The 18,148-nt window shown below is 66.9% G+C and carries 15 protein-coding genes; 4 read left to right on the top strand and 11 right to left on the bottom strand.

Annotation, left to right across the window (positions count from 1 at the left end; translation table 11 throughout):
- Nucleotides 1-19: 19 nt before the first annotated feature.
- The 10 genes from GJG85_RS19905 to GJG85_RS19860 form a co-directional block, all read right to left on the bottom strand.
- Nucleotides 20-2,617 (bottom strand): fimbria/pilus outer membrane usher protein, encoded by a 2,598-nt coding sequence (locus GJG85_RS19905; protein ID WP_204384299.1) that lies wholly within the window; start codon nt 2,615-2,617, stop codon nt 20-22.
- A gap of 211 nt (nt 2,618-2,828) precedes the next feature.
- Nucleotides 2,829-3,569 carry a fimbria/pilus periplasmic chaperone gene (locus GJG85_RS19900; protein ID WP_089489452.1) on the bottom strand — a complete coding sequence of 247 codons (741 nt, stop codon included), beginning with the start codon at nt 3,567-3,569 and terminating at the stop codon, nt 2,829-2,831.
- A gap of 111 nt (nt 3,570-3,680) precedes the next feature.
- Nucleotides 3,681-4,232 carry a fimbrial protein gene (locus GJG85_RS19895; protein WP_089489451.1) on the bottom strand — a complete coding sequence of 184 codons (552 nt, stop codon included), beginning with the start codon at nt 4,230-4,232 and terminating at the stop codon, nt 3,681-3,683.
- Between the two features lie 395 nt (nt 4,233-4,627).
- Nucleotides 4,628-5,404, bottom strand: a complete 777-nt coding sequence (locus GJG85_RS19890; protein WP_089489450.1) for an ABC transporter ATP-binding protein — start codon at nt 5,402-5,404, stop codon at nt 4,628-4,630.
- Nucleotides 5,401-6,318, bottom strand: coding sequence for an ABC transporter ATP-binding protein (locus GJG85_RS19885; RefSeq protein ID WP_089489449.1), 918 nt, complete (start codon nt 6,316-6,318; stop codon nt 5,401-5,403). The genes GJG85_RS19890 and GJG85_RS19885 overlap by 4 nt, the downstream gene beginning before the upstream one ends.
- Before the next feature lies 1 nt (nt 6,319).
- A complete protein-coding gene (gene nikC, locus GJG85_RS19880) occupies nt 6,320-7,234 on the bottom strand; it encodes a nickel transporter permease (protein WP_050012826.1) in 915 nt (304 codons plus the stop codon).
- Nucleotides 7,235-7,301: 67 nt separating this feature from the next.
- Complete coding sequence (locus GJG85_RS19875) at nt 7,302-8,372, bottom strand: ABC transporter permease (RefSeq protein WP_050012825.1); 1,071 nt, start codon at nt 8,370-8,372, stop codon at nt 7,302-7,304.
- A 10-nt stretch (nt 8,373-8,382) separates the two neighbouring features.
- On the bottom strand, nt 8,383-9,984 hold the full coding sequence (locus GJG85_RS19870) for an ABC transporter substrate-binding protein (protein WP_050012824.1): 1,602 nt from the start codon (nt 9,982-9,984) through the stop codon (nt 8,383-8,385).
- Nucleotides 9,985-10,054: 70 nt separating this feature from the next.
- Nucleotides 10,055-10,618: a D-alanyl-D-alanine dipeptidase gene (gene ddpX, locus GJG85_RS19865; protein ID WP_124554973.1), complete on the bottom strand. Its 564-nt coding sequence runs from the start codon at nt 10,616-10,618 to the stop codon at nt 10,055-10,057.
- A gap of 16 nt (nt 10,619-10,634) precedes the next feature.
- The gene (locus tag GJG85_RS19860; protein ID WP_204384298.1) at nt 10,635-11,522 is read right to left on the bottom strand and encodes a MurR/RpiR family transcriptional regulator; all 888 of its coding nucleotides are present in this window, start codon (nt 11,520-11,522) and stop codon (nt 10,635-10,637) included.
- A 257-nt stretch (nt 11,523-11,779) separates the two neighbouring features.
- Between GJG85_RS19860 and GJG85_RS19855 the strand changes: the two genes are divergently transcribed.
- The 4 genes from GJG85_RS19855 to GJG85_RS19840 all read left to right on the top strand — a co-directional run bounded on the left by GJG85_RS19855 (nt 11,780) and on the right by GJG85_RS19840 (nt 16,342).
- Nucleotides 11,780-12,028, top strand: a complete 249-nt coding sequence (locus tag GJG85_RS19855; RefSeq protein WP_050012821.1) for a helix-turn-helix transcriptional regulator — start codon at nt 11,780-11,782, stop codon at nt 12,026-12,028.
- A gap of 3 nt (nt 12,029-12,031) precedes the next feature.
- Nucleotides 12,032-13,366 carry a type II toxin-antitoxin system HipA family toxin gene (locus GJG85_RS19850; protein WP_204384297.1) on the top strand — a complete coding sequence of 445 codons (1,335 nt, stop codon included), beginning with the start codon at nt 12,032-12,034 and terminating at the stop codon, nt 13,364-13,366.
- 317 nt (nt 13,367-13,683) lie between these two features.
- Nucleotides 13,684-14,940 carry an oxalate decarboxylase family bicupin gene (locus tag GJG85_RS19845; RefSeq protein WP_050012819.1) on the top strand — a complete coding sequence of 419 codons (1,257 nt, stop codon included), beginning with the start codon at nt 13,684-13,686 and terminating at the stop codon, nt 14,938-14,940.
- A 94-nt stretch (nt 14,941-15,034) separates the two neighbouring features.
- Nucleotides 15,035-16,342 carry an Nramp family divalent metal transporter gene (locus tag GJG85_RS19840; RefSeq protein ID WP_050012818.1) on the top strand — a complete coding sequence of 436 codons (1,308 nt, stop codon included), beginning with the start codon at nt 15,035-15,037 and terminating at the stop codon, nt 16,340-16,342.
- A 151-nt stretch (nt 16,343-16,493) separates the two neighbouring features.
- Here the strand turns inward: GJG85_RS19840 and GJG85_RS19835 are convergent, their stop codons facing one another.
- Nucleotides 16,494-18,083 carry an ABC transporter substrate-binding protein gene (locus tag GJG85_RS19835; protein ID WP_204384295.1) on the bottom strand — a complete coding sequence of 530 codons (1,590 nt, stop codon included), beginning with the start codon at nt 18,081-18,083 and terminating at the stop codon, nt 16,494-16,496.
- Nucleotides 18,084-18,148: the final 65 nt, after the last annotated feature.

The following is an 18,148-nucleotide window of genomic DNA, read 5'->3' as shown; positions in this document are numbered from 1 at the left end:
AGTGGGACATAGGGATTCCTTACTGAGTGTCGGCGGTCGTCGAATCGGGGCGGCACATGCTCGTCACGGTCTGGATGCCCGGCGCTTGCCGGTGGTGTTTTGCGACCGGCAGGTCGTACGCGATCCGGCAGATCGAGCCGGAATCGGCGCCCCACCGCACGGTCAGCGAGCCGCTGTCGTTGAGTCCGCGCGCGAAGATCTTGCTCGCCTGGCCGACGACGCCGACTTCCTTGCCGGTCTCGTCGTGCACGGCGGCGCCGAACGGCAGCGGCGTGCCGTCGGCCTGGCGCGCCTGAACGAGCGCGGCGCGGCCGGTGTCGGTTGCAAACCGGATGAGCGGCACCGCGCCGGCGCGCGGTGCGATCTGCCGGCTGGTTTCCTTCAACTCGACATCCATCGAGATGCCCTTCGGATCGAGCGCGACCGTATTGAGGCTGTATGGCGTCAGGTACGGCACGACCGCGTAGCCGTTGCCGTCGACCTTGACGCCCGCCGCGTTCGTGATGCGCGCGCCGGCCGCACCCGGCGCCTCGACGATCGCGAACGTTTCGGATACCGGCTGCGAGAACGTGATGCCGCCGCGGTGCACGACGAGCGCGCCGCGTACGCCGAGCGAGCCTTGCTGGAACTCCGTGCTCGCGCCCGCGCTGGCGCTGACTTCCGCCAGGCGCGTGCGGTATGTGACGTTGGCGCTGCCGTCCGTGGTCGAATTCGTTCCGGACGCGTGGTTCGCGCTGACGCTGTACGACAGCGCGTGGTCGTCACCGACCGATCCGGACAGCGTCGACTGCAGCCGGGTGCGGCCGAGCGTGTCGCGCGACACGTTGCCCGAGACGGTCATCGGGCGCTCGCGACCGAACGGGATCGTGACGCTGGCGTAATAGAGCGTGCTCATGTCGCCGCCGGCATTGCGCTGCCGCGTGGCCGTCAGGCTGTAGGACACGTTGCGGAACTGGTTCGTATAGCCGACCGAATAATTGACGTCCGAGCCGGGGCGGTTCCAGTAGTTGACGGCCGATGCCGTCGCATTGATGCGTCCACCGGTCGTGCCGAGACGCTGCGTGAGCGCCAGCGACGCGCGATGGCGCTGGCGCCAGACCGACTGGGCCGAACGGCCGTCGCGCGCGGCATCGCGCGCCTGCATCGCGTCATTGAGGCCGAAATAGCCGTCCGTCGAATAGCGATACGCGGCGAGCGCGATGTCGGTGCCGGTCGAGTCGACCGACTTCGCATAGCTGACGCGCACGCTCGAACCGCTGTAGCGCTTCGCGCCGGGGATCGTGGTGAGCGCATGCGTGACGTCCGCGCCGAACGCGCCGAACGTCGTGTTGAACGCACCGCCCAGCATCGCCGACACGTAGCCGCCGGCGAGTGTGACGCCGCCATAGGCGGTCAGCAGGTTGGTCAGGCCGCGCTGGTACGTGACCTGCGTGAACAGCGGCTGGCTCGAGCCATGAGGATTGCGCAGCGTGCCGGCGACGAAGCTGTAGCGGCCGATGCCCGGCCGCAGCGACATCGGCACGGCGGCATAAGGCACCGAGAACGAGTGCACGGAGCCGTCGGCCTCCTCGACCGATACCTGCAGGTCGCCGCCATATCCGGTCGGGTACAGGTCGTCGATTTCGAAATTGCCGGGCGCGACCGTCGTCTCGTAGATCGTCACGTCGTTCTGGCGAATCGTCACCTTCGCGTTGCTGTTCGCGATGCCGCGCACCACCGGCGCGTAGCCGCGCAGCGAGTCGGGCAGCATCCGGTCGTCGGTCGACAGGCGCACGCCGCGGAATTGCGTCGAGTCGAACAGCTCGCCCGACGTGTAGCTTTCGCCGATGACGAGCTGCGACGACAGCGACGGCAAGTCGCGTTGCAGATAGGTCGCGAGGCCCTGGTACCGGCTCTCGCCGCGCGACGACCAGGAATAGGACCCTTCGTGGCGAAAGCGCCAGGTGCCGATGTTCACGCCGCCGTTCAGGCCGAGATAGCCTTGCGTTTGCGCGGTGTGGCCGCTGGCCTTCGACGTGTAGAGGTTGAAGTTGTAGCCGAGCAGGCCGACGGTTTCGCCGGAGGTCCATTGATCGGGGCTCACGTAGCCGCGTGCCTTGCGCGCGAGCGATGCCTGCGGGATCGACAGCCGCAGCGTCTGTCGCGTGAAGTCGAATGCGGCGCTGGCGCCTGGCACGACTTCGTCGAGTCGCAGGCAGGCGTCGTCGCCGTCCAGTCGCGCGACGACGTCCGGCGCGAGCTTGCCGAAATCGACGCCGACGCGCTCGAGCAGCGTGCGGTCGAAGCACGGACGCGCGTCGCCCGAATCCGGCGCGGCCACGAAGCGCACGTCGTAGCGGCCGATCCAGTCGGGACCGACATGCACGTCGGCGGTATACACCCCGGGGGCCGTCACGTTGCGCCGGGCGAAGCGCGACACGTCGAAATCCCTGCCTAGGCGATTCTGCATGAACGCGCCGTCGAACTCGACTTGCGCGAGCGTGCCTTCCGCGGCAGCCGGTGTCGTCGCGCGGCCATCGGCGGACCACGCGGCGACGCAGGCCGCCACCAGCAGATGGATCGGCTTGACGCGTGGCATGTCGGCCGCGCCGTGGCACGGCGGTCGAGTCGGGGTCATGCGTAGTACTCCACAAAGTTTCGGATCGAGCGGGCGCGTTCGGCGGGTGCAGGCGCACAGGCGTGCGCGTTGCGCGACACAGCGCTGCGGCGGCGCATGGCAAGTTCGGGGGGGGGCGTGCCGGTCGTCGGGACGGCCGAAACGACGGTGGAAGAAAAGTGGTGAAGCGGCCGGCACGTGCCGTTGGTGCGTGTCGAGGGCCTCGGTCGAGTTACGGTGCGATGCCGACCGGACGTTCGATGTCGGTTGCCCGGCCCCAGTCGTTGATGCTGCCGAATTCGACCGTTGCGCCCACGGCGGGCGCGCCGGCGAGTTCCTTGATCGGGAACCGTTGCGTGCTGCGCGGCAGCACGTAACCCATGCCGGCGTCGTGTTTGCGTCCGGCCGACTTCAGCAGCACGTTGCCGAAATTGACGACGAACGGTGTCGGATTGCTTGCCTCGAGCGCATAGCCTCCGTCGATGCGAACCACGCGCCAGTCGAGCTGCATCGGTGCGTCGTCCACATTGCCGGCCAGCCCGGCGGGGCGATACATGATCTTGATGCGTGAGCGGAACGCCAGTTGGATGCGGTTGCGATCCTCTGCCGCGGACGCCTTCGGCGGCACTTCGAGCACGTTCAGCCAGAACAGCGATTCCCGATCGGCAGGAAGCGGTTCGCCGGTATGCACGAGACGCAGCGCCTGGCCGTTGCCGGCTTCCATCCGGAAGATCGACGGCGTCAGCGTGAACGGCACGTCGATGTTCTCGGGCAGCGCGCGGCTGTCGCCGTCGTCGAGCCACGCCTGCACCAGCGCCGGTCGCTTGCTGTCGTTCGTGAGCTGGATCGTGACTTCGCGCTCGCTGGACGGGAAGATGACGCGCGTGCCGGCGATCACGACGCTCGCATCGGCTTGCGACGCGAATGCGGTGACGGCGAGGGCCAGCGTACGGAGGAGCTTCGACAGTTTCATGGGCGTGCGGACTCGGATCGTTGGGGCAGGGAGTAGGCGGATGCGGCGGTTTCCGCGCCGCACGGCGTGACGCATGGAGATCGCCGGAGCGGCGACCTCCATGTCTCGTCCTTACTGGTAGATCAGCGAGTACTCGACACGCGACTTGACGTCGCCGGCCTTCACGGCGCCCGAGGCGTAGTATTCGGCGAAGTAGTTCAGCTTCGCCTTGCCGTCGGCATCGATGGTGGCCATCTCGGTGCTCGCGCCGGTTTGCGCGCCGACCGGAATCAGCTTCTGCTGCGAATCCAGCACGTTGATCTGGACGCCTTCGGCGGCCTTGGCGCCCGTGTCGATCGTCAGTCGGCCGCTCGACTGATCGACGTTCGTGCCGTTTTCGAACATGACGCCGACCTTCACCGGGTTGCCATCGCCGACCGCGCAGCCCTTGAGCGCCAGCGAGAACGCGCTGCGACCGGCGACGGAGCCGACATCGGCGAGCGCGGTGGTGCTGACCGGCGGCAGCGGGACGGAGAGATCCGAACCGCCCTCGACGCTGCATGTCGACGCGATGACGTTGCCGTAGAAGTTGACGGTGCCGTCCGCCGCGTAGGCCGCGGACGAACCGGCTGCGCTCGCGACGGCGAGCAGGAACGGGATTGCGCTGCGCTTGATGATTCGCATATTTAAATCTCCAAATAAACGTCGGTTTTCGAAAGCGCGGGTTGAATTTAAATCTCAGAATGGCGCGTTTCGGATGAAATTATGCGATTTGCGTAAGGATTTTGTAATTTGACTGGTACGAATGGATTAGGATTTCTTCTAGTACACGTACTAATTTTTGAAGAAGCCGGCAGGCGGGCGGAGGGACGTGGGGGCCGGCAGGAGGCGCTCGCGTGGGCGGGCATGCCGATGCCGGAAATCGGTCGAGGGGCCGATTTCCGGCGGTCGCGCTATTCGAAGCGGGCTGGAACTGGAATGACCGGCCGACGGAGCATGACGGCGGCCGGCCTATCGCGTCGCGTTCGGGTCATGTCATGCGACGCGCGCAGGGTCGTACTTTCGCCGAGCGCCGCGCGTCAGGCCGCCGGCGCGTCGATCGCCGGGTCCAGACGGCGGTAGCCTTCGGTCGCGTTCAGCAGCGTGCGCGTGTAGTCGCGCGCCACCTGCCCGGCGCGCACGTCCTCGATCCGGAGCTGCTCGACGATCTCGCCATGCTGCATCACCGCGACCCGCTGGCACAGGAAGCCGATCACCGCGAGGTTGTGGCTCACGAGGATCATCGTCAGGTTGCGCTCGCGATGCAGGCGGCGCAGCAGGTTCAGGATCTCGGCCTGTACCGACACGTCGAGCGCGGAGGTCGGTTCGTCGAGCAGCAGCACGCGCGGCTCGACGATCAGCGCGCGCGCGATCGCGACACGCTGGCGCTGGCCGCCCGACAACTGGTGCGGATAGCGGAAGCGGAACGCCGGGCCGAGCCCGACTTCGGACAATGCGCGGGCGATGCGTGCGTCGGGTTCGTCGATGCCGTGGATCGACAGCGGCTCGCGCAGCGTCTGGTCGACCGTGAAGCGCGGATGCAGCGACGCGTACGGATCCTGGAACACCATCTGCACGTAACGGCGAAACGCACGATCGGGCGTGCCGCCCACCGGCCGTCCGTCGATCGACAGGCTGCCGGACGCGAGCGGCACGAGACCCGTCAGCGCGCGCAGCAGCGTCGACTTGCCGGAACCCGATTCGCCGACGAGCCCGAACACTTCGCCGTCGCGCACCGCGAAGCTCGCGTCGCGCACGGCGTCGACATGGCCCGTGCGGGTCGGAAAACGGATCGATGCGTGATCGACGTCGATCATCGTGCGGCCTCTTGCGGTACATGAGCGGTCGGCGCGGGCGCAGCGGCGTCGAGCCACGCCGGATCGCGCTGCAACACCGGCAATTCATCGGGCGGGTTCGCGAGCGGCGGGTTCGCCGCGAGCAGCCCGCGCGTATAGGGATGAGATGCGTCGCGCAGGTCGCGCGCGGCGCAGGTCTCGACCACGCGGCCGGCATACATCACCGCGACGCGATCGCAGAACGACATCACGAGCGGCAGGTCGTGGCTGATGAACATCAGGCCCGTGCCGTGCCGCGCGATCATCGCGTCGAGCACCGCGAGCACCTGCATCGACACCGCGACGTCGAGTGCGGAGGTCGGCTCGTCGGCGATCAGCAGGCGCGGGCCGGTCGACACCATCATCGCGATCATCACGCGCTGGCCCATGCCGCCGGACAGCTCGTGCGGATACGCATCGGCGACGCGCGCCGGGTCGCGGATCTGCACGGCCGCGAGCGCGTCGACGATCCGCTCGCGCAGCGCGCGGCCGCGCAGGTTCGGCTCGTGCCGCCGGAACGCTTCGCCCATCTGCTTCGCGACCGTCATCACCGGGTTCAGCGAATACTTCGGATCCTGCAGGATCATCCCCATCTGGCTGCCGCACAGGCGCCGGCGTTCGCGCGGCGACATCGCGAGCAGGTCGTGGCCCGCGAAGCGCATCGTGCGGGCCGAGCAGCGTGCGGCGTCGGGCAGCAGGCCGAGCAGCGCGCGGCCGGTCAGCGACTTGCCGGAGCCCGATTCACCGACGATGCCGAGCCGTTCGCCGGGCGCAAGCGTCAGCGACAGGTCGCGCACCGCGTCGGTGACGACGCCGTCGTGGCCGCGAAAGCCGATCTTCAGGCCGTCGATCTCGCAGAGCGGTGCGGCCGGCGCGGCGGTGGAATTCATTGGCATGTCACGCTCCATGACGCGGATCGAAGACGTCGCGCAGCCCGTCGCCGAGCAGGTTGAACGCGAGGCTCACGAGCAGGATCGCGATGCCGGGCAGCGTCGCGACCCACCATGCGTCGAGCAGCACGTTGCGGCCCGACGCGACCATGAAGCCCCACTCGGGGCTCGGCGGCTGCGCGCCGAGGCCGAGAAAGCCGAGGCCCGCGACGGTCAGGATGATGCCGGCCATGTCGAGCGTCGCGCGCACGATCACCGACGACATGCACAGCGGCATGATGTAGCGCAGCAGGATGCGCGGGCCCGACGCGCCTTGCAGTCGCGCCGCGTGGATGTAGTCGGCCTGCGCGATGCGGATCGTCTCCGCGCGCGCGAGCCGCGCGTAGGCCGGCCACGCGGTGATCGAGATCGCGACGACCGCGTTGATCACGCCGGGCCCGAGGGCGGCCGCGAACGCGAGCGCGAGCACGATCTTCGGGAACGCGAGCGCGATGTCGGTGATGCGCATCAGCACGCTGTCGACGAAGCCGCCGCAATAGCCGGCCGTCGTGCCGATCAACAGGCCGATCGGCACGACGATCACGACGACGAGCAGCGCGATGCCGAGCGTCAGGCGCGACCCGGCGATCAGCCGCGACAGGATGTCCCGGCCGAGCTGGTCGGTGCCGAGCCAGTGCGATGCGGAGCCGGGCGGCAGCAGCCGGTCGGACAGCACCTGGCGCAGCGGATCGTGCGGCATGATCAGCGGGCCGACGATAGCGACGACGATCAGCGCGACCAGGATCGCGAGCCCGAACAGGTTGAGCGGATTCGTGGCGAACCGGCGCCAGCGGCGGTACGCGAGGCCGAACGCGGCTTGCGAGCGCGACGCGGGCGCATCGGACAGCAGCCACGCGCGCAATGTGAGACGCTCGGCATTCATGATTGGACGACCTTCGGCATCGGCGATGAAAAAAGCGGGGTGAAAGCGGTCATGTCGGGGCGGTCCTTTAGCGTGCACGCGGATCGAACACGCGGTACAGCGCATCGGTCAGCAGGTTGACGGTGATGAACATCGCGCCGATCACGAGCGTCGCGCCGAGCACCGCGTTCATGTCGGCGTTCAGCAGCGCGCCGGTCAGGTATGAGCCGAGCCCCGGCCACGCAAACACGATCTCGGTCAGCACCGAGCCTTCGAGCAGGTTGCTGTACGTGAGCGCGATCACGGTCAGCAGCGGCACCGCGATGTTGCCGAACGCATGCCGCCAGATCACGCGCCGCTCCGAGAGGCCCTTCGCGCGCGCGGTGACGATGTATTCCTGGCTCAACTGGTCGAGCATGAACGAGCGCGTCATCCGGCTCAGGTATGCGACCGAGTAGTAGCCGAGGATCGCGGCCGGCAGCGCGATGTGCGACACCGCGTTGCGGAACACGTCCCACTCGCCGGCGAGCGCCGCGTCGAGCAACAGGCTGCCCGTGCGCGGGTCGACCATTCCGTCGTACACGGGATCGAGCCGGCCGGGCCCGCCGACCCAGTGCAGCCGCGCATAGAACAGCAGCAGCCCCATCAGCCCGAGCCAGAACACCGGCACCGAATTGCCGATCAGCCCGACGAAGCGCGCGATGTGATCGATCGGGCGGTTGTGCTTCACCGCGGCCGCGACGCCGAGCGGCACGCCGATCGCGATGCCGATCAACGTCGCGATCGTCGCGAGTTCGAGCGTGGCCGGAAACACGCGCCTGATGTCGTCGAGCACCGGGTTCGCGGTCAGCAGCGACATGCCGAGATTGCCGTGCAGCACGTCGCGCGCGTAGATCAGGAACTGCGTGACGAGCGGCTTGTCGAGGCCGAGTGCGATGCGCTCGGCCGCGTACGCTTCGGCGGACGCGCGATCGCCGAGAATCGCGAGCACGGGATCGATCGGCACCTTGCGGCCGATCACGAACGTCAGCGCGAGCAACCCCGCGAACGTGACGGCGAGCGTGAGCGCCCAGCGCACCACGCGCAGCGCCCAGCGTACGGCCGGGCGCCGCGCGGGCAGCGTGCGCAGTGCTTCGAGGGAGGAGGCGGGAGTCGACATGCGGCGATTCTTATTGCTTCTTCAGGTTGCGGTACGACACGAGATCGTTGATCGGCCCGACTTCGAGCCCGCTCACGCCGGGCCGCGTGGCGACCTGCGCGACTTTCTCGAACATGATCACGAACGGCGAGCGCGCGAGCATCGCCTTCTGCATCGCCTGGTACCGCTGCGCGCGTTGCGCGGCGGTCGGCTCGGCGAGCGCGGCGTCGGTCTCCTTCGTCAGTTGCGGAATGTCCCAGCTGTTGCGCCAGGCCAGCATCTTATAGCTCGATTTGTCGCCGTTGTCCGGATTCCATGCAAAACCCTGTGCGTTGCTGTGCGGATCGATGTAGTCGGCCGACCATTCGCCGATGTAGATGTCGTGCTGGCGTGCGCGGTATTTCGCGAGCGTCTGCTTGTTGTCGCCGGGGATCAACTGCACCTTGACGCCCGCCTGCGCGAAGTTCGCCTGCACGGCCTGCGCGATCTCGGTGTACGGATAGTCGTTGCGCACGTCCATCGTCACCGAGAAACCGTTCGGCACGCCGGCCTTCGCGAGCAGCGCCTTCGCCTTCGCGACGTCGAGCTTGTACGGGTTCGAATTCAGCGTGCCGAGGAAGCCTTCGGGCAGGAAGGTCTGGTGCACCTTGTAGGTCGTCTTCACGACGTTGGACTGGATGCCCGCATAGTCGACCAGCCACTTCAGCGCTTCCTGCACGTCGGGCTTCGCGAGCGTCGGGTTCTTCGTGTTCAGGCCGAGATACAGCAGCGTCGCCTGCGGCGAGGCCGATACTTTCGCCTTGCCGGATTTCACGACCGACGCGAGATCGTCGGGGCTCAGGTCGCGCGCCGCGTCGACGTCGCCGTTTTCGAGCAGCAGGCGCTGGCTCGCGGCTTCGGGCACGTGACGCAGCACGATGCGCTTCATCGCGAGCGGCAGCCGGTAGCCGTCGAAGCGCTGCAGCACGATGCTGTCGCCGGCCGCCCACTTGACGAGCTTGTAGCCGCCGGAGCCGGCCTCATTTGTCTTCAGCCACGCGTTGCCGAAATCGTTGCCCTGCTGGTGCGACAGCAGCAGCTTCTTGTCGAGCACCGACGCGGGCCACGAGCCGAGCACGTTGAGCACGAAGGTCGGCGCGTATTTGTGGTCGGTCGTGATCGACACCGTCTGGTCGTCCAGCTTCTTCACGTTCGCCGCGACGTTGGCCTTCGTGAGCCCGATGCCGGTCAGCACCGCGGCCGGGCCCTTGTCGAGCAGCACCGTGCGCTGGATCGACCACGCGACGTCGTCGGCCGTCAGCGGGTTGCCCGAGTGGAACTTGAGGCCCGCGCGCAGCTTGAACGTATAGGTCAGCCCGTCCGGGCTCACCGTCCACGACTGCGCGACGTCGCCGTTGAATTTCGACGGATCGCGCAGGTCGACGCGCACGAGCCGGTCGTACGTGTTCGCGACGTATTCCTCCGGCACCAGCTCGTAGATCTCGCCGGGGTCGAGCGTCGTGAATTCGTCGAGCAGCGTGGCCATCACGAACATGTCTTTCGGCGTTTCCGCGCGGGCGGCGGAAAACGGAACGGCGGCGAGCAGGGACGCGGCGGCCAGCGCCGCGACGAGCGGGGAGGTCGGGAATTTCATGGGCGCTTCTCCATCTGTCGTTTGAGTCGTTGAACGTGAACGTGCATGAAAAAGGGGGCGTGCGGCGTCGTCACATCAGGCGCCACGGGCCGCTCGCCGCATTGTCGATCGGCGGCAGCGCGTGCGAACCCGGCAGCTCGTAGTGCCACCATTCGCTGTCGATGTGCGCGAAGCCGGCCGCGTGCATCACGCCGAGCAGCAGCAGACGGTTGCGTTGCACGGGCTCGGGCAACCCCGCGTGAAAGTGGCCCGATGCGGCCACCATCTCGTCGAAGCCGGTGCCCATGTCGAGCGGCGCGCCGTTCGCGTCGACGAGCGTCAGGTCGATGGCGGTGCCGCGGCTGTGGTTCGACCCGCGGCCGAGATCGGCGACGAAGTTCGGGTCGGGCAGGAAATCCCACAGCACCTGCTGCGCCTGCGGCGGCCGGTATGCGTCGTAGAGGCGCAGCGTGAAGCCGGCTTGCGCGGCGACGTCGACCGCGCGGCGCAGCGCGGCTTCGGCCGGCTCGAGCAGCAGACAGTGCGCGTGGCGGTAGATCGGCTTGCCGGTCAGGTTGCGCTCGGTCGCGTAGACGAGATCGATCTCGACGCGATGCGTGGCGGGCGTGATTTCGACGAGGCGGTGCGGGTTCATCGGCGGTCCGGTTCGCTCAGGATTCGAATTGGTCGAACGTGCGCTGCAGTTCGCGGTTGCGCGCGACGCGCCGGTCGATCGCGGGACCGAGGCGGTCGACCACGGCGGTGATCAGCAGGTTGAACAGGCAGGTGAGCGGCGCGAGCGAATCCCAGAACTGGCCGACGTCGGTCTTCACCTGCAGCAGATCCGCTGGCCATTCGCGCGCCCATGGGCAATACAGATCGGTGACCAGCGCGAACGGCTGGCCGCGCTCGGCGGCGGCCTGGCAATAGCGGCGCGCGCTGCGCGAATAGGCGCGCGTATCGGTGACGATGCAGTACGGCCGTTCGAACTCGGAATTCAGCGAATCGACGTACGAGCCCGACTGGCCGTCGGAATAGAACACGCGCGGGCGCAGGTATTCGAGGTAGCTGCTGAACGCATTGCTGATGCCGCGCGTCGACTGGATGCCGAGGATGAAGACGGCATCGGCATGCGCGATCCGGTCCGCGACCTGCGCGAACACCGGTTCCTCGGCGAGCCGGTACACGTTGCGGATCGCGTCGAGTTCGCGGTCGAGCGATGCGGCGAGCGTGCCGGCGCTGCGCTCGCTGTCGCGCGCGTCGGCGGTCGTTGGCATGGCGGCGGCGCGGCGGTACTCGTCGAGGCGGTCGGTGATCATCCACGGGCGGTCGCCGCCGCCGCGCAGTTCGCGTTTCAGATCGTCGAGATTCCGGTAACCGACGCTGCGCAGGAAACGCCCGACCGAAATGCCGCTGGTGCCGGTCTGCTGCGCGATCTGGTCGGCGGTTTCGAGGCCGAGCCGATCGAGGTTCGCGAGCATGTAGCTGGCGATGCGTTTCGCGGTCGGCGTCAACTCGGCAAAGCGGGATTCGACGGTGTGGGCGAATGCGCAGGTCATCGGGCTGTTAGATCGTTGTCATTTGATGATTCGATGTCATCTATCTGACAAAGCCAAAATCATCGGCGCCAGCGAATAAAAACTATGGGGTGGTAGGAGGCGATAGGGCGGTGCGTGCGCGCAACGACTGGGGCCGCCACGCCCTGTAGTGTGAAAATATTCCTGACAGGGATATTTCGCGTTTATTTGTATCAGAGATAATTTGCGTTTATGCCTGTCAGAGATATACTGCATGGATTGCATAGAGGACCCGCGCCGTGAATCTCATCGTCAATACCCCTGCTCAACTGGGCGAAATCCTGTCGTCCGCGCGTCAGGCCAAGGGGCTGACGCAAGCCGAGGCGGCGGCACGCATCGGCGTCGGCCAATCGCGGCTGTCGTCGCTGGAAACGATCCGCACCGAAAGCCTGTCGCTCAAGCAGTTGCTCGAACTGACCGCGCTGTACGGTCTCGAGCTCAGCATTCGCACGAAGGACGGGCGCGACGCTGCCAACGTCGAGTGGTAATCGATGGGACGCAAATCGCACAGCCGCGCGCTATCGATCTGGGCCAACGGCGTGCGGGTCGGCATCTGGCGGATTCCCGCGCGCGGCGACATGGAGTTGCTGTACGACATCGGCTGGAAACAGTCGGATGCCGGCCGCCCGCTGTCGCTGTCACTGCCGTTCGGCATCGGCCCTGCGCCGTTGCGCGGCGAGCGCGTGAACCACTACTTCGACAATCTGCTGCCCGACAGCGACGCGATTCGGCGCCGGCTTGCGTCGCGATTCGGCACGGCGACGACCGAGCCGTTCGATCTGCTCGCCGCGCTCGGCCGGGACTGCGTCGGTGCGGTGCAGTTGCTCGGGGAGGATGAAGCCCCGACCGGCCATGACCGGATCGACGGTACGCCGTTGTCCGACGACGACGTGGCGCGCGTACTCGATCAGGCGAGCGGGGCGGCGGGCGGTGCGCAGGACGACGACGACTTCCGCCTGTCGCTGGCCGGCGCGCAGGAAAAGACCGCGTTGCTGTTTCACGACGGGCGATGGATGCGTCCGCATGGCGCGACGCCGACCACGCATATCCTCAAGTTGCCGCTCGGGCTGGTCGGCAACAAGCGTGCGGATCTGACGACATCCGTCGAAAACGAGTGGCTGTGCCTCGCGGTCCTGCGCGCGTTCGGCTTGCCGACGGCGGATGCCGACATCCTGCGTTTCGGCGAACACAAGGTGCTGTCGGTCGCGCGCTTCGATCGCGCGCTGCATCGTGATGGCGGATGGCTGTTGCGCTTGCCGCAAGAGGATTTTTGCCAGGCGCTCGGCGTGCCGCCGCATCTGAAATACGAATCGCAGGGCGGCCCCGGCGTGCCCGATCTGGCCGGCATCCTGCGCCGGTCGGAAACGGCGCAGGCCGACCTCGACACGCTGTTCGCCGCATTGGTGGTGTTCTGGATGCTCGCCGCACCGGACGGGCATGCGAAGAACTTCAGCCTGCGCCTGCTGCCCGGCGGCCGCTTCCACCTGACGCCGCTCTACGACGTGATGTCGATCTGGCCGGTCGAGGGAGATGGCGCGAACCAGTGGTCGTGGCACAAGGCGAAGCTCGCGATGGCCGTGCACGGCAAGCGCAAGCACTACGCGATGCGCGACATCACGCGCCGGCACTTCACTGCGATGGCGGAGTATTGCCTGCTTGGCGATATCGCTACGCCGATTGTCGAACGACTGATTGCGATGACGCCGCACGTGATCGAATCGGTCGGCGCGGCGCTGCCGGCCGGGTTTCCGGCAAGGATCGCCGAACGCATTCTCGGCGGATTGCGCTTCGCTGCGCAACGGCTTGCCGACATGCCGCGGGAGTGACCCGGTCCAGGTCCGGGCCGGGCAGGTGAAAGCACGCGCATCCGCATTTTCCTGTTCCCGTCGATCGCATTGAGTCGCCATCGTGCGGCGCGCCTATCGATCTCTTCTCGTCGCCATTCATCCATTGCTGCATCGCAATAATTACAAAAAATTAAAATCGATCAGTTTTAGTCATTAATTCAGGTTAATAATTCATTTAATTTTTAGATGAATATGGATTTAACTTGCGTCACGGGATGTTCGATTTTCGGTAATTCGAAAAACGGCAAGTGTTCCGTAGTGGAAATTCTCTCGATTGCAGAAATGAAGAGGAAATCATGACGAATCTTTCTCGACGCAGGATGTTGACGAGTACGGCCGGCGCCATTGCCGCGGCGGGTATTGCGGTAACGGCGAAGGCCGCTTCGTTCGGTAACCCGGACAGCCCGCCGGAAGGCGCGGTGAATGCGCGCAACCGTCAGAGCCTGACCGACCCGGGGCCTAAAAATCCGGCCATCGCCAATCAATTCCCGTCCTTTCAGGATCCGCCGGCTACCGATATCAACGGGATGCCGTTATTCTGGGCGTCTTTCAATAATGCGCATAAGCGCATTCAGAATGGCGGATGGGCGCGCGAAGTCACGCAGGATGATTTCGCGATTTCCGAAACCATCTCCGGCGTCAATATGCGGCTGACGCGCGGCGGCATTCGCGAGATGCACTGGCACCAGCAGGCCGAGTGGGCGATCATGCTCGACGGCCGCTGCCGGATCACGGTGCTCGACGAACTCGGGCGGCCGTCGGTGCAGGACGTCAAGACCGGCGATCTCTGGTATTTCCCGCCCGGCCTGCCGCATTCGCTGCAGGGCCTCGGCAGCGACGGCGCCGAATTCCTGCTCGCATTCGATAACGGCCGCGCATCGGAATTCAACACGCTGTTGCTGACCGACTGGATCGCGCATACGCCGCCCGACGTGCTCGCGCTCAACTTCGGCGTGCCGGCCGACGCGTTCAGGAACGTGCCGCTCGACAACCTGTGGATCTTCCAGGGCGACGAACCGGGCCCGCTCGCGGACGCGCAGCGCGCGTCGGCCGCGTCGGCCGGTGCGCCGCCGCATCCGTTCGTGTTTTCGCTCGGCGACATGAAGCCGGTCAGGAAGACGCGCGGCGGCGAGGTGCGGATCGCCGACAGCACCAACTTCAACGTGTCGACGACCGTCGCGGCGGCGCTCGTCACCGTGCACCCGGGCGGCATGCGCGAGCTGCACTGGCATCCGAACGCCGACGAATGGCAGTACTACCTGCAGGGCGAGGCGCGGATGACCGTGTTCGACACGGGGCCGAAGGCGCAGACGGCCGACTTCCGCGCGGGCGACGTCGGCTATGTGAAGAAGAGCCTCGGCCACTACGTGCAGAACACCGGGCAGACCGACCTCGTGTTCCTCGAGATCTTCAAGACCGACCGCTATGCGGAGGTGTCGTTGTCCGACTGGCTCGCGCACACGCCGCCGAAGCTCGTCGAAGCGCACCTGAACATCGCGCCGGACGTGATCGCGCAGTTTCCGCGCAATCGTCCCGACGTCGTGCCGCTGTAATGTCGCCGGCGTCTTGCCGTGGCCGGCACGCGGCATGCCGGCCACGGCGGGCGCGATCCGCAATCAGCCGTCCTTATTCGAACGGAATACTCACATGATCCCCGTCCCGAGCAAACCTGCCGGTGGCTTCGCGCTGCCGGGCCGGTCCATCGAGCCTATCGACGGCGCGGCGCGCGCCGCGCTGGAAGGGCGCCGCACCGGCGTCGCCGCGCTGCTGCCGTTCGTCGGCCCGGCCGTGATCGCGTCGATCGGCTACATGGATCCCGGCAACTTCGCGACCAACATCCAGGCCGGCGCCGCGTACGGGTACCGGCTGCTATGGGTCGTGCTGGCCGCGAACGCGATCGCGATGCTGTTCCAGGCGATGTCGGCGAAGCTCGGCATCGTGACCGGCCGCAATCTCGCCGAGCTGTGCCGCGACCGTTTCCCCGCGCCGGTCGTGTGGGGCATGTGGATCGCGTCGGAGATCGCCGCGATGGCCACCGATCTCGCCGAATTCCTCGGCGGCGCGCTTGCGTTCGGGTTGTTGTGCCACCTGTCGCTGCTCGCGGGGATGATCGCGACCGCGTTCGCGACCTGCGCGATCCTCGCGCTCGAAAAACGCGGCTTCCGGCCGCTGGAAGCGGCGATCGCGGCGCTGGTCGGCGTGATCGGCGCGTGCTATCTCGGCGAACTGCTGATCGCGCCGCAGGACTGGCATGCGGCCGCGTTCCATCTGGTGGTTCCGCAGATTCCGGATCATGCGGCGCTGACGATCGCAGTCGGCATCATCGGCGCGACGATCATGCCGCATACGCTGTATCTGCATTCGGGCCTCACGCAGGATCGCACCGCGCCGCGCGACGACGGAGAGCGGCGGCGGCTCGTGCGTTTCTCGAACCGCGAGGTCGTGATCGCGCTGGGGCTCGCCGGATTCGTGAATCTCGCGATGGTGATGATGGCGTCGTCGGCGTTTCACGCGGCCGCGCCCGGCATGACCGACATCGGCGACGCCTATCACACGCTGATCCCGGTGCTCGGGCCGGCGGCCGGCGCGCTGTTTCTCGTCGCGCTGCTGACCTCCGGCGTGTCGAGTTCGGTGGTCGGCACGATGGCGGGGCAGGTCGTGATGCAGGGCTTCATCCGCCGCCGCATGTCGATCTGGGTGCGGCGCGCGGTGACGATCGCGCCCGCGTTCGTGGTGGTCGCGCTCGGCTGCGACGTCACGCGGGCGATGGTGGCCAGCCAGGTCGTGCTGAGCTTCGTGCTGCCGATGCCGATGATCGCGCTGCTGATGCTGTCGGCGCGCAAGGACGTGATGGGCGCTTACGCGATGCGGATGCCGCTGCGGATCGTCGCCGGCGCGGCGACGGTCGTGATCGTCGGGCTGAATGCGTACCTGGTATGGGCGGCATTCAATTGAACGGGTATGCGCGTTCTCGTCCCGTGACGTGTGCGCGGCACGGTATCCGACCGATGGCGGTCATTGTCGATCGCGCACGGCCCGGCGCCAGCGCCGCGGCGCGCGGCGATTACCCGCACGGCGGCGTGGCCGCACGCGCGGGCAGCCGCGATTACTTCGCGAGCGTGCGGTATGACACGAGGTCGTTGATCGGCCCGATTTCCGGTCCGGTCGCGCCGGGGCGCGTGGCGACCTGCACGACCTTCTCGAACATGATGATGAACGGCGAGTTCGCGAGCACGGCCTTCTGCAGCGCTTCGTAACGCTGCGCGCGCTTCGCGGGCGACGGCTCGACGAGCGCGGCCTCGGTGTCCTTCGTCAGTTGCGGAATGTCCCAGCTGTTGCGCCACGCGAGCATCTTGGTCGGCGACTGGTCCGAGTTGTCCGGATTCCACGCGAAACCGCGCGCGTTGCTGTTCGGGTCCATGTAGTCGGGCGACCATTCGCCGACGAAGATGTCGTGCTGGCGCGCACGGTACTTGCCGATCGCCTGCTTCGCGTCGCCCGGAATCAGCTTCACGCGGATGCCGCCCTGCGCGAAGTTCGCCTGCAGCGCCTGCGCGATCTCGAGGTACGGATAGTCGTTCGGCATGTCCATCGTCACGTCGAAACCGTTCGGCAAGCCGGCCTTCGCGAGCAGCGCCTTCGCCTTCGCGACGTCCTGCTTGTACGGCCACGCGTTCGACGCGCCGAGGAAGCCTTCGGGCAGGAAGGTCTGATGCACCTTGTAGGTCGTGCTGACGATGTTGCGCTGGATGCCGTCGTAATCGACGAGCCACTTCATCGCCTGCTGCACCTCGGGCTTCGCGAGGTTCGGGTTCTTCGTGTTCAGGCTCAGGTACAGCAGCGCCGACACCGGCCACGACGCGATCTTGATCTTGCCGGCCTTCGACAGCGCGGCGAGGCTGTCGGGGCTCAGGTTGCGCGCGGCGTCGGCGTCGCCGTTCTCCAGCAGCAGCCGTTGCGCGGACGCTTCGGGCACGTGGCGCAGCACCACGCGCTTCATCGGGTACGGCGTGCGGTATTTGTCGAAGCGCTGCAGCACGATGCTCTCGTTCGGCGTCCACTTGACGAGCTGGTACGGGCCCGAGCCCGCGTCGTTGGTGCGCAGCCAGCCGCTGCCGAAATCGTTGCCTTGCTGGTGCGACAGCAGCAGCTTCTTGTCGAAGACCGAGGCCGGGCACGCGCTCAGCACGTTGAGCACGAAGCTCGGCGCGTACTTGCGGTCGGTTTCGAGCACGACGGTTTGCGGATCGACCACGCGCACCTTCTGCGTCACGTTCGCCTTCGTGAGGCCGAGATCGGCGAGCACGCCGGCCGGCCCCTTGTCGAGCAGGATGGTCCGCTGCAACGACCACGCGACGTCGTCGGCGGTGACCGGGTTGCCGGAATGGAACGTAAGGCCCGGGCGCAGCTTGAACGTGTAGGTCACGCCGTCGGCGCCGACCGTCCACGATTGCGCGATCTGTCCGTCGAAGCGCGTCGGGTCCTTCAGGTCGACGCGCACCAGCCGCTCGTAGGTGTTCGCGACGTATTCGGACGGCACCAGTTCGTAGATCCCGCTCGGGTCGAGGGTCGTGAATTCGCCGAGCTGCGTGGCGACGACGAAGATGCCGGGCGGCGTGGCAGCCTGCGCCGGCAGCGCCGGAACAAGCGCGACGAGCGCGGCGCTGACGAACAGCCGGGACAGCAGGTGCTTCATGCGGGCTCCTTCGAAAGGGAATCGTGGTGCGATTCTCTCATCGACGGGCACCCGGATGAAAATAT

It is taken from the genome of Burkholderia sp. MS389 (genome assembly GCF_016899425.1).
GTDB lineage: Bacteria > Pseudomonadota > Gammaproteobacteria > Burkholderiales > Burkholderiaceae > Burkholderia > Burkholderia sola.
The sequence above is the reverse complement of the archived record's forward strand: the minus strand, read 5'-3'. Positions and strand labels throughout refer to the sequence as shown.

Coding starts and splice junctions, on each gene's coding strand:
- GJG85_RS19905 (WP_204384299.1), bottom strand. CDS start 2,617: ATGACCCCGACTCGACCGCCGTGCCACGGCGCGGCCGACATGCCACGC.
- GJG85_RS19900 (WP_089489452.1), bottom strand. CDS start 3,569: ATGAAACTGTCGAAGCTCCTCCGTACGCTGGCCCTCGCCGTCACCGCA.
- GJG85_RS19895 (WP_089489451.1), bottom strand. CDS start 4,232: ATGCGAATCATCAAGCGCAGCGCAATCCCGTTCCTGCTCGCCGTCGCG.
- GJG85_RS19890 (WP_089489450.1), bottom strand. CDS start 5,404: ATGATCGACGTCGATCACGCATCGATCCGTTTTCCGACCCGCACGGGC.
- GJG85_RS19885 (WP_089489449.1), bottom strand. CDS start 6,318: ATGCCAATGAATTCCACCGCCGCGCCGGCCGCACCGCTCTGCGAGATC.
- nikC (WP_050012826.1), bottom strand. CDS start 7,234: ATGAATGCCGAGCGTCTCACATTGCGCGCGTGGCTGCTGTCCGATGCG.
- GJG85_RS19875 (WP_050012825.1), bottom strand. CDS start 8,372: ATGTCGACTCCCGCCTCCTCCCTCGAAGCACTGCGCACGCTGCCCGCG.
- GJG85_RS19870 (WP_050012824.1), bottom strand. CDS start 9,984: ATGAAATTCCCGACCTCCCCGCTCGTCGCGGCGCTGGCCGCCGCGTCC.
- ddpX (WP_124554973.1), bottom strand. CDS start 10,618: ATGAACCCGCACCGCCTCGTCGAAATCACGCCCGCCACGCATCGCGTC.
- GJG85_RS19860 (WP_204384298.1), bottom strand. CDS start 11,522: ATGACCTGCGCATTCGCCCACACCGTCGAATCCCGCTTTGCCGAGTTG.
- GJG85_RS19850 (WP_204384297.1), top strand. CDS start 12,032: ATGGGACGCAAATCGCACAGCCGCGCGCTATCGATCTGGGCCAACGGC.
- GJG85_RS19845 (WP_050012819.1), top strand. CDS start 13,684: ATGACGAATCTTTCTCGACGCAGGATGTTGACGAGTACGGCCGGCGCC.
- GJG85_RS19840 (WP_050012818.1), top strand. CDS start 15,035: ATGATCCCCGTCCCGAGCAAACCTGCCGGTGGCTTCGCGCTGCCGGGC.
- GJG85_RS19835 (WP_204384295.1), bottom strand. CDS start 18,083: ATGAAGCACCTGCTGTCCCGGCTGTTCGTCAGCGCCGCGCTCGTCGCG.